At 37.1% G+C, this 13,848-nt stretch carries 15 protein-coding genes and 2 tRNA genes; 16 read left to right on the forward strand and 1 reads right to left on the reverse strand.

What is annotated here, in order from left to right; translation table 11 throughout:
* Positions 1 to 64 precede the first annotated feature (64 nt).
* The 11 genes from gerE (at position 65) to EUC40_RS04610 (ending at position 6,334) form a co-directional block, all read left to right on the forward strand.
* The gene (gene gerE, locus EUC40_RS04560; RefSeq protein ID WP_000659484.1) at positions 65 to 289 is read left to right on the forward strand and encodes a spore germination transcription factor GerE; all 225 of its coding nucleotides are present in this window, start codon (positions 65 to 67) and stop codon (positions 287 to 289) included.
* A gap of 107 nt (positions 290 to 396) precedes the next feature.
* Positions 397 to 1,068, forward strand: coding sequence for a type 1 glutamine amidotransferase domain-containing protein (locus EUC40_RS04565; protein ID WP_156573873.1), 672 nt, complete (start codon positions 397 to 399; stop codon positions 1,066 to 1,068).
* 265 nt (positions 1,069 to 1,333) lie between these two features.
* Positions 1,334 to 2,158, forward strand: a complete 825-nt coding sequence (gene racE / locus EUC40_RS04570; protein WP_116758558.1) for a glutamate racemase — start codon at positions 1,334 to 1,336, stop codon at positions 2,156 to 2,158.
* 129 nt (positions 2,159 to 2,287) lie between these two features.
* Complete coding sequence (locus EUC40_RS04575) at positions 2,288 to 3,334, forward strand: GerMN domain-containing protein (RefSeq protein ID WP_156573875.1); 1,047 nt, start codon at positions 2,288 to 2,290, stop codon at positions 3,332 to 3,334.
* A gap of 130 nt (positions 3,335 to 3,464) precedes the next feature.
* A complete protein-coding gene (gene rph, locus EUC40_RS04580; RefSeq protein WP_156573878.1) occupies positions 3,465 to 4,202 on the forward strand; it encodes a ribonuclease PH in 738 nt (245 codons plus the stop codon).
* Positions 4,203 to 4,213: 11 nt separating this feature from the next.
* Positions 4,214 to 4,822 carry an XTP/dITP diphosphatase gene (locus EUC40_RS04585; RefSeq protein WP_071713336.1) on the forward strand — a complete coding sequence of 203 codons (609 nt, stop codon included), beginning with the start codon at positions 4,214 to 4,216 and terminating at the stop codon, positions 4,820 to 4,822.
* 13 nt (positions 4,823 to 4,835) lie between these two features.
* The gene (locus EUC40_RS04590) at positions 4,836 to 5,339 is read left to right on the forward strand and encodes a metallophosphoesterase (RefSeq protein ID WP_071713335.1); all 504 of its coding nucleotides are present in this window, start codon (positions 4,836 to 4,838) and stop codon (positions 5,337 to 5,339) included.
* Between the two features lie 108 nt (positions 5,340 to 5,447).
* Positions 5,448 to 5,521: transfer RNA gene (locus EUC40_RS04595), tRNA-Gly, on the forward strand.
* A gap of 1 nt (position 5,522) precedes the next feature.
* Positions 5,523 to 5,596 (forward strand) — tRNA-Arg (locus EUC40_RS04600).
* Positions 5,597 to 5,775: 179 nt separating this feature from the next.
* Positions 5,776 to 6,114 (forward strand): hypothetical protein, encoded by a 339-nt coding sequence (locus EUC40_RS04605; protein WP_244322179.1) that lies wholly within the window; start codon positions 5,776 to 5,778, stop codon positions 6,112 to 6,114.
* A gap of 19 nt (positions 6,115 to 6,133) precedes the next feature.
* Entirely contained in the window at positions 6,134 to 6,334 is a 201-nt protein-coding gene (locus EUC40_RS04610) for a cytoplasmic protein (RefSeq protein ID WP_071713334.1), read from the forward strand.
* An 84-nt stretch (positions 6,335 to 6,418) separates the two neighbouring features.
* Here EUC40_RS04610 and EUC40_RS04615 read toward each other — a convergent pair whose 3' ends face one another.
* A complete protein-coding gene (locus tag EUC40_RS04615) occupies positions 6,419 to 7,033 on the reverse strand; it encodes a PH domain-containing protein (protein WP_071713333.1) in 615 nt (204 codons plus the stop codon).
* A gap of 317 nt (positions 7,034 to 7,350) precedes the next feature.
* On the opposite strand from EUC40_RS04615, the gene EUC40_RS04620 reads away from it, so the two are divergent.
* The 5 genes from EUC40_RS04620 (at position 7,351) to lonB (ending at position 13,683) form a co-directional block, all read left to right on the forward strand.
* On the forward strand, positions 7,351 to 7,599 hold the full coding sequence (locus EUC40_RS04620; protein ID WP_071713332.1) for a hypothetical protein: 249 nt from the start codon (positions 7,351 to 7,353) through the stop codon (positions 7,597 to 7,599).
* A gap of 197 nt (positions 7,600 to 7,796) precedes the next feature.
* Entirely contained in the window at positions 7,797 to 8,795 is a 999-nt protein-coding gene (locus tag EUC40_RS04625) for a hypothetical protein (protein ID WP_156573880.1), read from the forward strand.
* Between the two features lie 309 nt (positions 8,796 to 9,104).
* Positions 9,105 to 10,382: a trigger factor gene (gene tig / locus EUC40_RS04630; protein WP_071713330.1), complete on the forward strand. Its 1,278-nt coding sequence runs from the start codon at positions 9,105 to 9,107 to the stop codon at positions 10,380 to 10,382.
* Between the two features lie 264 nt (positions 10,383 to 10,646).
* Positions 10,647 to 11,906: an ATP-dependent protease ATP-binding subunit ClpX gene (clpX, locus tag EUC40_RS04635; RefSeq protein ID WP_000472280.1), complete on the forward strand. Its 1,260-nt coding sequence runs from the start codon at positions 10,647 to 10,649 to the stop codon at positions 11,904 to 11,906.
* 106 nt (positions 11,907 to 12,012) lie between these two features.
* Positions 12,013 to 13,683 carry an ATP-dependent protease LonB gene (gene lonB, locus EUC40_RS04640; RefSeq protein ID WP_033665543.1) on the forward strand — a complete coding sequence of 557 codons (1,671 nt, stop codon included), beginning with the start codon at positions 12,013 to 12,015 and terminating at the stop codon, positions 13,681 to 13,683.
* The last annotated feature ends 165 nt before the right edge of the window (positions 13,684 to 13,848 follow it).

The raw sequence follows: 13,848 nt of genomic DNA on the forward strand, positions 1-13,848 counted from the left end.
TGACTAAATAAACACCCAACTTACACATATACAGCTCTGGCTTAAGCAAGGAGGGTTATACCAGTTGAAGGAAAAAGCGTATCAATCTAAACCGTTACTCACAAAGAGAGAGAGAGAAGTATTTGAATTACTGGTTCAAGATAAAACAACGAAGGAAATTGCAGGTGAACTTTTTATCAGTGAAAAAACCGTTCGCAACCACATATCTAACGCAATGCAAAAGCTAGGGGTTAAAGGACGTTCACAGGCAGTTGTTGAGCTTCTTCGTATGGGAGAGCTTGAGTTATAAGAAGTAAGCCGACTTTTATACAAAGAGTCGGCTATTTTTCTGTTTGTTTCACGCTCTATATGAATGATAAGAATGTCTCATACATAAATAGGTAGTAAGGAGGGGATATGTTGAAAAGGATATTGTTAGTTTCAACAAGTGCTCATGATATGAAGGGACACCCGACTGGTTTGTGGCTTGAAGAGCTTGCTGCTCCTTATCATTTGTTTAAAAGGGTTAAGTTTGATGTTGATATCGTATCGATAAAAGGCGGGAGGGTACCTATTGATAGAGTATCTATTCCAAATGGTATACCCCGTGAATTTAAGTATGTCGCTTCTTTATTGCAAAATACGAAGTCGATCTCAACTGTTCACTTTTCAGATTATGATGCGGTTTTATTTGGTGGTGGGCACGGGGCGATTGTAGATTTTCCAGGTAATCCATATGTTGCAAATTTGATTGAGAATATGTATAACAATAACCGGATTGTAGCGGCTGTTTGTCACGGGGTAAGCTCTTTAGTCGGTGTGAAAAATAAAGATGGTTCGTTTTTTAGTGCAGGCAAGCGAATAACAGGTTATACAAATGATGAAGAAAAAGCTGTGCATTTAGAAAAGAGAGTTCCATTTTTGTTAGAAAGTAAATTGAAGGAAGAAGGAGCTTTCTTTTATGTTGCACCTAACTTTACGCCGCATGTTGTAGTAGATGGGCGTTTGATTACAGGGCAGAATCCGCAGTCTAGTGTGGAAATAGGTAAGGCTATAAAAAGAGCTGTAAATAAATTATCGTCGGTTTAATCTCTGCACATTTCTTCTTATTAATAGGGATATCTTCTGTCCAAAGAAAGGAGGCGTAATAAATACGTACTTTATTATAGAAGAAACCGACTTTCATTTAGAAGGTCGGTTATTTTTCTGTCTTGCAAATTATGAAAAAAAGGAGCAAAATAAAAAAGGTCCTAGTCTATATAGGTACACATAAAAAATTTTCATACAGGAGCAATTTTAGTGAGCGAACTTAAATTGCGTAAAATATAATGATAAACATAAAATAAGATGATGAATGAGAAAACGGGTGATGAAGTTGAATAGAGCAATCGGTGTTATCGATTCAGGAGTTGGCGGTTTAACAGTAGCGAAGGAATTAATTCGTCAGTTGCCGAAAGAGCGTATTATATATTTAGGAGATACAGCACGTTGCCCGTATGGTCCGCGTTCTCGAGAAGAAGTGCGTCAATTTACGTGGGAAATGACAGAGCATTTATTAGATTTAAATATTAAAATGCTAGTTATTGCGTGTAATACAGCAACTGCGGTTGTACTAGAAGAAATGCAGAAGCAATTACCGATTCCGGTAGTAGGAGTTATCCATCCAGGATCACGTACAGCTTTAAAAGTGACAAATACGTACCATGTTGGGATTATTGGAACGATTGGAACGGTGAAAAGTGGTGCGTACGAAGAGGCGTTAAAGTCTATTAATAACCGTGTTATGGTAGAAAGTTTAGCGTGCCCACCTTTCGTTGAACTTGTAGAGAGTGGGAATTTCGAGAGTGAAATGGCGTATGAAGTTGTAAGAGAAACGTTGCAACCGCTAAAAAGCACTGATATTGATACGCTTATTTTAGGGTGTACACATTATCCGATTTTAGGCCCAGTTATTAAAAATGTAATGGGAGATAAAGTGCAATTGATTAGTTCGGGTGATGAAACGGCGCGTGAAGTAAGTACAATTTTATACCACAGTAAAATGTTAAATGAGGGAGAAGAGCAAAGTGATCACCTCTTTTTAACGACTGGTAAAATAGACTTATTTAAAGAAATTGCATCCAAGTGGTTCGGTCAGCCGATTGAAAATGTGAAGCATATCAATTTAGAAACAGAATAATAGTAGACTCATATAAGTGAACTCCTGAGAAATCAGGAGTTTTTTATTTATAAGCAGCAGGGCTTGTTCTAAAATGTGAAACAGCTCGTATACATAATAGTACAAACTTAGCTTTTAGGGGGGAATGGCATGCCTAAATCCACTTTTAAATGGGTTGTTGGTGCTACTGTGAGCGCTGTTTTACTAACAGGGTGTGGCTTTATAAATCAGGAGAAAGCGACTGAACAAATTGATCCACCAAAACAAGTTACGTATACAGAGGGTGGAAAGAAAGAGGTAGCTAAGAAGGATAAACAAGGGCAAACGGTAAATAGGGAACTATACCTTGTTGATAAAAATGGTTATGTTGTACCACAAACGTTAACTATACCAACTCCGAAAGCAAATGAGGTCATGCAGCAAACGCTAGAATATCTTGTGAAAGATGGACCTGTAACGGATTTGTTACCGAATGGGTTCCGTGCGGTCATTCCAGCAAATACAATGATGACTTTGGATTTGAAAAAAGATGGGACGGCAGTCATTGATTTCTCTAGTGAGATGAAAAAATATGCCAAAGAAGAAGAGCGTCAAATTGTTGAATCTATAGCGTGGACGTTGACGCAATTTAAAGAGGTAAAACAAGTGCAGTTCCAAATAAATGGTGAAAAATTAGCGAAGATGCCTGTTGGTGGTACACCGCTTGGTGAAGGGGTGAGCCGCGCGAATGGTATTAACTTTGATGATGAACAAGTAGCTGATGTAACAAATACAAAACCAGTCACATTGTATTTTATGGCGCAAAATAATAAACAGCAATATTATGTGCCAGTTACGCGCCGCGTTGCAGAGGGGAAAGAAAATGATATTACGACAGTTGTAAATGAACTAGTTAAAGGGCCGAATCAAAATTCACTGTTGAGTGACTTTAATCCAGGGGTCAAACTTATTACGAATCCGAAATTGCAAGACGGGAATATTACGTTAAACTTTAATGAAAATATATTTGCGAATAAAGATAAAAGTAAGATTTCAAATTACGTATTGAAATCATTAGTTTTATCTTTAACGGAAAAACAAGGTGTGAAAAATGTTTCTATTCAAGTGAATGGGAAAGCAAATCTTATGGATGAGAAGGGTGAAAAGTTAACAAAACCTGTAAATCGTCCAGAAAACGTGAATACAGGTGGTTTTTAATCACGAATAATTTGATATACTTATGTAAGAAAGGGGAATTGCTTTTTGGGTTCTCCTTCTTTTATTGTATACATATCATACATTTAAATTTGGCTATACTAACGAGTAGTAGTTATGAGGAGGTTATTTTATGCGAGTAGATGGTAGAGAGAAAACAGAATTACGCCATATACATATTCATACGAATTATTTGAAACATCCAGAAGGGTCAGTATTAATTGAAGTTGGGGATACAAAGGTAATTTGTTCAGCGACAATTGAAGAGCGTGTACCACCGTTTATGCGTGGAGAAGGAAAGGGCTGGGTAACAGCTGAATACGCGATGATTCCACGTGCGACAGAACAACGTACAATCAGGGAGTCAAGTAAAGGGAAAGTAACAGGACGTACAATGGAAATCCAACGTTTAATTGGACGAGCATTACGTGCGGTAGTTGATTTAGAAGCGCTTGGCGAGAGAACAGTTTGGATTGACTGTGATGTTATTCAAGCGGATGGTGGAACGAGAACAGCTTCTATTACAGGGGCATATGTAGCGATGGTATTAGCGTTTGAGAAGTTATTACAAGCAGAAAAAGTATCTAAAATTCCAGTGAAAGATTATTTAGCAGCAACGTCAGTAGGGATTGTTGAAGAACAAGGTGTTGTTTTAGACTTAAACTACGTAGAAGATTCTAAAGCAGACGTTGATATGAATGTAATTATGACTGGAAAAGGTCAGTTTGTTGAAGTGCAAGGAACTGGAGAAGAAGCGACGTTTAGCAGAGCTCAGTTAAATGGATTACTTGATGCTGCGGAACAAGGGATTTTCCAACTAATTGATATGCAAAAAGAAGCGTTAGGTGACATCGTATCTCATATAGAGTAGAGGTGGAAAATATGAAACAAGTTGTTGTAGCGACAAAAAATTTGGGGAAAGTACGTGAGTTTGCTGAGTTATTTGGGCGATTCGATTTAGAAGTGAAATCATTACACGATTTTCCTCATATTGAAGAAGTTGAAGAAACTGGCGAAACATTTGAAGAAAATGCAATCTTAAAAGCAGATAGTCTAAGTAGACAGTTGGATGCTATCGTAATTGCGGATGATTCAGGTCTCATTGTAGATGCTTTAAACGGAAAACCAGGCGTGTATTCAGCTCGTTTTGCTGGAGAGCCGAAAGACGATCAAGCGAACATCGATAAAGTGTTACAAGAATTAAATGATGTCGATTTTGAAAAACGTAAAGCGCGTTTCTACTGTGCACTAGCAGTTGCATTCCCAGAAGCGGATAAAGAGCCGGTAATTGTGAATGGAACGTGCGAAGGGTACATTTTAGAACAGCGCCGCGGGGAAAACGGTTTTGGATATGATCCAATTTTTTATGTGGAAGAATATAAAAAAGCGATGGCGGAACTAAGCTCAGATGAGAAAAACGCCATTAGTCACCGCGGGCGTGCTCTTCGTAAGTTAGAAGAAAAAATCCCGGAATGGTTTTTAGGAGAATAAGGGAGAGAGATTGATGAAAGCTTTAATCGTAAGCGATAGTCATAGCTCTGTGAAGGAATTACAGCAGTTAAAAGCGAAATATGAAGGAAAAGTAGATATCATGATTCATTGCGGTGATTCAGAGCTAACACCTGCTCATGAAGAACTGCAAGGTTTCCACGTTGTAAAAGGGAACTGTGATTATGCTAACTTTCAAGACGAAATTGTAACGGATGTAGATGGCGTTCGTTTCGTAGTGGTGCATGGGCATCGGCATAACGTGAAAATGACATTACAAACGTTAGCGTACCGTGCAGAAGAGGCAGGAGCGCAAGTTGCATGCTTCGGACACTCTCACGTATTAGGTGCGGAATTAATCGATGGCGTTTTATTTATTAATCCTGGAAGTATTTTATTACCACGTCAGCGTGTAGAGAAGACATTTGCTTTATTAGAAATGGATGAAAATCAAATGGAAGTTCGCTTTGAAACATTAGACGGACAACTAGTTGAACAAGCAGTTTTTAAAAGAGGATAAGAAAAATTATCCTCTTTTAAAAAAGGTGTTGACTTTATGTATGGTTATACATATAATAAATATTGTCGATAGGGCAACGGCGCTAACGAAGAAAATAAAATAACATATGCGGGTGTAGTTTAGTGGTAAAACAAGAGCCTTCCAAGCTCTGGTCGAGAGTTCGATTCTCTTCACCCGCTCCATGTCCCAGTAGCTCAGCCGGATAGAGCATACGCCTTCTAAGCGTACGGTCGGGAGTTCGAATCTCTCCTGGGACGCTAACAAAACCTTGTTATCTTTTGATAACAAGGTTTTTTGTTTGTCTAAAAATTGATGTATGTGAAAGAACTGTGAAATTTTTCGGAGCTCTTTCTATTTCGTTAGCTATATTATCGAATTCTGTTAAAACAGTGAACATATTGATACATACGTTATCAGCAACGAAGACTGACACGATGTGGACGATCAAAAGAAAGTACGATTAATGAACTCGGCGAATCGAACGTTGCACAATCAATTCAAAAGATATGATATCCCTTATAATGTAATATGTGAATTCAACGCATGCTTAGGAATCGTTTATAACGATACAAACAAAATGCAGCGGCAAGGAATCGCACCGTTTAGCGTAACTGGCGTCGGTTCATTCACATTCAAAGGAAATAACGTTTCTAGTACGATTGAGCAGCCGTTATCAGAACTTATCCCTGGCAGTGTGTTACAATTAATCGAAGTGGAAAGCGAGGATCTCCAATTGACTGGACGTGTGATTGGACAGTTTAAGAAGGTTGTATAAAAAGGGAGATGGCGCAAAGATGGCAAGATCAAAAGAGACTGATTTAACGGAAAAATTGGCAGAAGGTAAACGGAAATATGGTGACGGCAACTTTACAATACGGAACATCGGTGATGAAACTGACCCGAATTGGACTGTCGTAAAAAATGTGAGGAAGGGATCGGCAGGCATTCGCGAAGAGGAAGATATATTAAGACTGCGATCAAAATATATAAAATAGTACGGGAATGGGCGGATCGGGAGTTCGAATCTTTCCTAGGACGCTAAGAAAACCTTGTTATCTTTTGATAACAAGGTTTTTTGTTTAGTTATTGATAAACTTCTCAAATACAAAACCATAATCTTTCACGTTATATTGCTTCTTCGTATCAACGAGCCAGTTAAAGGCGATCTCATTTATCTCTTTAAATTGGTCTGCTAAATTTACTTGTGCGTTTGAAATACGGCTGAAAGCGTTAGATGCCATATCTAAACTTTTATGTGCATACTGCAATGTAATATCGTTGTCATATGAAATTTCTTCGATTTTAAGTAAAGCCTTATATAAATCTTTTAATTCTTCAATATGTTTTTTATGAACATCAATTGAGTAATACTCATCTCCCATTTGAAACTTAATTTCTACATCTAAGTCAATCGTTCCTGCAGTTTCAAGTGCTACGTTTTTAATTGGATATTTACTGTAGCTAAAGCGGCGTAGTGTACGCTTTTTACTTGTTGCACTTGTACCATCTAGGTGGATTAATCCTTTGTTTGTGAAGCAATATTCATCTGATTTTGATTTAATTAGAAAATAAATTTTCTCGCCATCTTCATGCATCACGTAATCATCAGCATCAACCTTATCGTAATCCTTCGGTGTAATGACAGAACCTACATCACTTAATCCTAAAACATCTGCAGCCATTTTTTTAAACATATATAATCCCCCTTGTAAAATAAATTCTTAATTGTTCGAAAATATATTAACACGATTTTAAATCAATTTTTGAAATCTTACAATTCTGTAAGGTAACTGTAAGGTAGTTCGATGGTAACAAATTGCTAATCTTTTATAATAAAGGTAACAACGATAAAACGAGGAGGAAGAAATGATGAAAGGGTTAATCGTAACGGGCTTAACAGTAGCTTTTGGATTTGTAGCGTATGAGAAATTAACGTATGTAATTGATGTTGTAAAACATTTAGTAGCGTAGAAAAAAACTGCCATGAGAGGGAAAGGGAATGAGTGAATGAATGGAATGGTTATTTGGAATTATAGGTACTTGTAGTGTAGTGTTATTGTTCTTTGTCCCGAGTGGTATACTTAGTTCGACAACGAGTTTGTTCTTCTTAAGTTTGTTTGGTTGTACGATGCTTATTATTATGTTTTTAATGAAGCGAAGTAAACCAATCTTCTATTTTAGCATGATTGTTATGGCAATTATTGTTCTCCAAATTATTACCCTTGTTATATACCCCACTATTATAAAAGCTTTCCATTAATAATGAATCCTCTGTGCTTGTTGCTGAGGATTTTTATTTATATAATCTTGGTTTTTGATAAAGGTTTGTTCATGTTGAAATATAAAAATTGAATATTTTTATATTTCAAACAAATGTTTTCGGGATGTTGTGTTCTCATTACGCATTTGATATATTTACTTTGAACATAATTAAAATCAAGAAAAAGAGGCGGACGTATGGATAAAAAAGAAAATACGGTCGTATTGTTTCCTCAACTATCAGAGCGTTATATTGATGAAGGTTTTTTAGCGCTGAAAGAGCGGAAATTCGAAGATGCATTGCGCTGCTTTGAAATATTACGTCAGTATAATGCGGAAACGGAACAAACGGAATTAGCTTCAGTTATTTGTTTGTTAGAATTAAAACGTATGGAAGAAGCGAAAGACAAATGTGAACAGTTACTTGAAACAGGAGCTGTACTATTTGGTGATATTCTTGAAACATATGTGACTATTTTAGTTCAAACAAATGATTATGAAGGTGTTATTGAAACTGTTGAAAAAGTTTTGCAAACGAAAGACATAATGCCGGAACAAAAAGAAAAATTAGCGCAGCTCGCTTTATTTGCAGAAGGAATGCTAAATGAGGAAGATGCATCATTAGCGGATTCTAATTTTGATTTGGACGAGTTTACTAATGAGATTTTTGGTGAAAACTTCGGGCAAAAGTTAAGGGCAATTCAGCAACTTTCGTTAAAAGATTTGGATCTTGCATTACCTGTCTTAAAGAAATTTTTAATAGACGAACAGCAGCACCCTTATTTGAAAACTTCTATTTTATATAAAATGATAGAAAATCAAATAGAAGAAGAGATAGAAGTAGAAAAGTTTGGAAATACGATCAAGGTGATTCCAGCATTTACAGGTCATAATGAGGAGCAATCCGATAACATTATACATATATTATCAAGCCGATTAGAGCAAAATTATCCGGATATATTTGATGCGATGGCTACATACTGGAAAGAACTACAAATTGGTGTTTTCCCATTCGCTCTATTAATGGATAAAGTAGAGATCTGGGCTGCTGTTTTAGAGAGAATTGGAAGAAAGCGTTTCGGATTGGCTATTGATGAAGAAGAGCTTATGACAGCGTACAATATTGAATTAGAAGAGTTTCATATTGCCTATCAATGGTTATTACGTGTTGAAAGAGAAGGATATTTGCCCGTATAATTATGAAAAAGAGTTGTTCAGTTCTTGAAACGAGCATATTCTATGTTATAATGTAAGGGTTGCAAAAGGCAGAAATCTGTCTGTTTGTAAGAGAAGAGAAGTGTAATTCTCTTACTTAATATGTTTCATATTATTCTCGAACAAAATATACCGTAATTGTCTTTTAGACAATTAATAGATTGAAACATTATATCTGAAAGCTTTTGCTAGAGGATTATTTGTGCATTTGTTATTTCAAAAAAGAGATAATGAAGGTCTTAATCTATAGAGGTATGTGCATACATTATTATAGTTGGAGGGAAAGAATAAATGTCTACAAAATGGGAAAAATTAGAAGGTAACGTTGGCGTTTTAACAATCGAAGTTGATGCTAAAGAAGTAAACAACTCTATCGACGCTGCATTCAAAAAAGTAGTAAAAACAATTAATGTACCAGGTTTCCGTAAAGGAAAAATGCCTCGTCCATTATTCGAACAACGCTTTGGTATCGAATCTTTATACCAAGATGCTTTAGATATCATCTTACCAAAAGCATACGGTGAAGCAATCGATGAAGCTGGTATTTTCCCAGTTGCTCATCCTGAAATCGACATCGAGAAGTTCGAAAAAAATGCTAACCTTATCTTCACTGCAAAAGTTACAGTGAAACCTGAAGTTAAATTAGGTGAGTACAAAGGTTTAGCAGTAGAAAAAGTTGAAACAACTGTAACTGACGAAGATGTAGAGAACGAATTAAAAGCTTTACAAGAGCGTCAAGCTGAACTAGTTGTTAAAGAAGAAGGAACTGTTGAAAACGGTGATACAGCTGTAATCGACTTCGAAGGTTTCGTTGATGGCGAAGCATTTGAAGGCGGAAAAGGCGAAAACTACTCTCTTGCAATCGGTTCTGGTACATTCATCCCAGGTTTCGAAGAGCAAGTAATTGGTCTTAAATCTGGTGATTCTAAAGACGTTGAAGTATCATTCCCAGAAGAGTACCATGCTGCTGAATTAGCTGGAAAACCAGCAACATTCAAAGTAACAATTCACGAAATCAAAACAAAAGAACTTCCTGAGTTAAACGACGAGTTCGCTAAAGAAGCAGACGAAGCGGTTGCAACTCTTGATGAATTAAAAGCGAAACTTCGCACAAACTTAGAAGAAGGCAAAAAGCACGAAGCTGAGCACAAAGTACGTGACGAAGTAGTAGAATTAGCTGCTGCTAACGCTGAAATCGACATTCCAGAAGCTATGATCGACACTGAGTTAGATCGTATGGTTCGTGAATTCGAGCAACGTTTAAGCCAACAAGGTATGAACCTTGAGCTTTACTACCAATTCACAGGTACTGACGCTGACAAGTTAAAAGAGCAAATGAAAGAAGACGCTCAAAAACGCGTAAGAATCAACCTTGTTCTTGAAGCTATCATTGAAGCTGAAAACATCGAAGTTACTGAAGAAGAAGTAACTGCAGAAGTTGAAAAAATGGCTGAAATGTACGGTATGCCAGTAGACGCTATCAAGCAAGCTCTTGGAAGCGTAGACGCTTTAGCTGAAGATATTAAAGTGCGCAAAGCTGTAGACTTCTTAGTAGACAACGCTGCATAATAAAATAACAAGGCACGATTTTAATCGTGCCTTGTTTTATAAATATAGAAATATATTTATAAAACTTTTCGATGAAGAAGGAAAAGTTCCTTTGTAAGTCGAATATACATATTTCAAAAGTTTTAAAAAATTTTTATTTGTACATAACTAGTCATATTATTTGTATTTCTCGCCACGTAGTGACATAATATGTATTTACATACGATACATTTATCGTGTACATACGAAGGCAAGAGGTTAGCACTTTGTAAGGGGTGTGAAAATATGTTTAAATTTAATGATGAAAAAGGGCAATTAAAATGTTCTTTCTGTGGTAAAACACAAACGCAAGTTCGAAAGTTAGTTGCAGGTCCAGGTGTTTACATTTGTGACGAGTGTATCGAACTTTGTACTGAAATTGTACAAGAGGAGCTTGCGAAGGACGAAGAAGTAGAATTCAAAGATGTACCGAAACCGGTAGAAATTCGTGAAATCTTAGATGAGTATGTCATCGGACAAGATAACGCGAAAAAAGCACTAGCGGTAGCGGTATATAACCATTACAAACGCATTAATTCTAACAGCAAAATTGATGATGTAGAATTAGCGAAGAGTAATATCGCACTTATCGGGCCAACAGGTAGTGGTAAAACATTATTGGCACAAACGTTAGCGCGTATTTTAAATGTTCCATTTGCAATCGCGGACGCAACATCTTTAACAGAAGCTGGATACGTTGGGGAAGATGTAGAAAACATCTTACTAAAACTAATCCAAGCAGCTGATTATGATGTAGAGAAAGCGGAAAAAGGAATCATTTATATTGATGAGATTGATAAAGTGGCACGTAAGTCCGAAAATCCATCAATTACACGTGATGTATCTGGTGAAGGTGTGCAGCAGGCACTTCTGAAAATTTTAGAAGGTACTGTAGCAAGCGTTCCACCTCAAGGTGGTCGTAAGCATCCGCATCAAGAGTTTATTCAAATTGATACAACGAACATCTTATTCATTTGTGGTGGAGCGTTTGATGGCATCGAGCCAATTATTAAACGTCGCCTTGGTGAAAAAGTAATTGGATTCGGTTCTGAGAAGAAAAATGCTGATGTAAATGAAAAGCATGTTTTATCTCACGTATTACCAGAGGATCTTTTAAGATTTGGTTTAATTCCAGAGTTTATTGGTCGTCTTCCAGTTATTGCGAACCTAGAGCCACTTGATGAAGATGCTCTTGTTGATATTTTAACGAAACCGAAAAATGCACTTGTTAAGCAATTCCAAAAATTATTGGAGCTTGACGATGTTGAGTTAGAGTTTGAAGAAGGTGCACTAATCGAAATTGCGAAGAAAGCAATTGAACGTAAAACAGGTGCTCGTGGACTTCGTTCTATTATTGAAGGCTTAATGCTGGATGTAATGTTCGAACTTCCATCTCGCAAAGATATCGAGAAGTGTGTTCTGACAAAAGAAACAGTGGCTGATAATGCAGCGCCAAAATTGGTGTTACAAGACGGTACTGTACTTGATACAAAAACATCTGCATAATACAAAGGAGAAACAGCAATTTTTATAATTGCTGTTTTTCTTTATGTTTAGCTACGTTCCTCCGCGGAAATACTAAGGGATAAAACATTGCGGGAGGAAATAAATGATGAGCTGGACAAATATATTTTTAGTTGTTCAACTTGTTTTTGGAGTAATTGTAGGATTGTATTTTTGGCATTTACTTCGAAATCAGCGAACACAAAAAGTTTCAATTGATCGAGAATCGAAAAAAGAATTAGAGCAGCTTCGTAAAATGCGTGAGATTTCTCTAACAGAGCCGCTTGCGGAAAAGGTACGTCCTACATCCTTTTTAGATATTGTAGGGCAAGAGGACGGGATTAAGTCGTTAAAAGCGGCTCTATGTGGTCCGAACCCGCAACATGTAATTATATATGGCCCGCCAGGTGTCGGAAAGACAGCGGCAGCACGTCTTGTATTAGAAGAAGCGAAAAGAAATCCGAAATCTCCATTTCGTACGAATGCAACGTTTATTGAACTCGATGCGACGACAGCGAGGTTTGATGAACGTGGTATTGCAGATCCTTTAATTGGCTCGGTGCATGATCCAATTTATCAAGGTGCGGGTGCGATGGGGCAAGCTGGTATTCCACAACCGAAAAAAGGCGCTGTAACAGATGCACACGGTGGTATTTTGTTCATTGATGAGATTGGTGAACTGCATCCGATACAAATGAACAAAATGTTAAAGGTATTAGAAGATCGGAAAGTATTTTTAGAAAGTGCGTATTATAGTGAAGAGAATACGATGATTCCAACATATATACATGACATTTTTCAAAAAGGTTTACCGGCGGATTTTCGCTTAGTCGGTGCGACGACGCGTTCACCAGAGGAAATTCCACCTGCCATTCGTTCGCGTTGTTTAGAAGTGTTTTTCCGTGAGTTAGATACAGAGGAAATTCAAAAAGTAGCGAAGAATGCAGCTGAAAAAGTGGAAATGCAAATTGGTGAAAATGGTATTGAAATGATCGGAATGTATGCAAGAAATGGACGAGAAGCGATTAATCTTGTGCAAATTTCTGCTGGAATGGCGATAAATGAAGAACGTTCTTTCATTAAAGATGAAGATATAGAATGGGTTGTTCATTCTAGCCAACTTACACCGAAATATGAAAAACATATTTATCCGATTCCAAGGATTGGTCTTGTAAATGGACTTGCTGTATATGGTCCGAATACGGGCGCATTATTAGAAATTGAAGTAACAGCGATCAAGGCGAAAGATAAAGGATCGGTAAATGTTACCGGAATTGTAGAAGAGGAAAGTATTGGTAGTCAAACGAAATCGATTCGCCGTAAAAGTATGGCGAAAGGTTCTGTAGACAATGTATTAACAGTACTTCGTTCTCTAGATGTGTTGCCAGAAGGGTACGATATACATATTAATTTTCCAGGCGGTATCCCAATTGATGGACCTTCGGCAGGAATCGCTATGGCAACAGGTGTATATTCAGCAGTGCATCGTACGTATGTGAATAATGAAGTAGCGATGACAGGTGAGATAAGTATACACGGAGAAGTGAAGCCGATTGGTGGTGTGTACGCAAAAATAAAAGCTGCGAAAAAAGCAGGGGCTAAGAAAGTCATCATCCCTGCTGAAAACATGCAACCACTTTTGTATACAATAAAGGGAATTGAAATCATTCCTGTTCGTAAGTTAAAAGAAGTATTTGAGCTAACGTTTATGCAGGAAAATATGCATCGTGGGCTGGATGTACATACTGCTGTAGACGAAACAGATGCACAATCAATGTGAGGGTGGACGACAATAAAATTTGCAAGACTTCGTTTAAGTTTGTATGCTTAAGCGGAGTCTTTTTTCGTTTCATAAGGGAGAAAAAACAAGGGATTTACAATTGTGGAGAATCTCTGCAATTGCATCTAGATGTATTGTAATATAAAATAGTTGAACAGGAGTTTA

It is taken from the genome of Bacillus luti (genome assembly GCF_009739945.1).
In the GTDB taxonomy this organism is placed as follows: Bacteria; Bacillota; Bacilli; order Bacillales; family Bacillaceae_G; genus Bacillus_A; species Bacillus_A luti.

Bases quoted from the DNA above. Each gene is read 5' to 3' on its own strand.
- EUC40_RS04590 (WP_071713335.1), top strand. From the start codon at position 4,836: ATGAAAGCTTTAATCGTAAGCGATAGTCATAGCTCTGTGAAGGAATTA.
- clpX (WP_000472280.1), top strand. From the start codon at position 10,647: ATGTTTAAATTTAATGATGAAAAAGGGCAATTAAAATGTTCTTTCTGT.
- EUC40_RS04565 (WP_156573873.1), top strand. From the start codon at position 397: ATGTTGAAAAGGATATTGTTAGTTTCAACAAGTGCTCATGATATGAAG.
- racE (WP_116758558.1), top strand. From the start codon at position 1,334: ATGAGAAAACGGGTGATGAAGTTGAATAGAGCAATCGGTGTTATCGAT.
- lonB (WP_033665543.1), top strand. From the start codon at position 12,013: ATGAGCTGGACAAATATATTTTTAGTTGTTCAACTTGTTTTTGGAGTA.
- EUC40_RS04585 (WP_071713336.1), top strand. From the start codon at position 4,214: ATGAAACAAGTTGTTGTAGCGACAAAAAATTTGGGGAAAGTACGTGAG.
- EUC40_RS04615 (WP_071713333.1), bottom strand. From the start codon at position 7,033: ATGTTTAAAAAAATGGCTGCAGATGTTTTAGGATTAAGTGATGTAGGT.
- EUC40_RS04625 (WP_156573880.1), top strand. From the start codon at position 7,797: ATGGATAAAAAAGAAAATACGGTCGTATTGTTTCCTCAACTATCAGAG.
- rph (WP_156573878.1), top strand. From the start codon at position 3,465: ATGCGAGTAGATGGTAGAGAGAAAACAGAATTACGCCATATACATATT.
- EUC40_RS04575 (WP_156573875.1), top strand. From the start codon at position 2,288: ATGCCTAAATCCACTTTTAAATGGGTTGTTGGTGCTACTGTGAGCGCT.
- EUC40_RS04610 (WP_071713334.1), top strand. From the start codon at position 6,134: ATGGCAAGATCAAAAGAGACTGATTTAACGGAAAAATTGGCAGAAGGT.
- EUC40_RS04620 (WP_071713332.1), top strand. From the start codon at position 7,351: ATGGAATGGTTATTTGGAATTATAGGTACTTGTAGTGTAGTGTTATTG.
- tig (WP_071713330.1), top strand. From the start codon at position 9,105: ATGTCTACAAAATGGGAAAAATTAGAAGGTAACGTTGGCGTTTTAACA.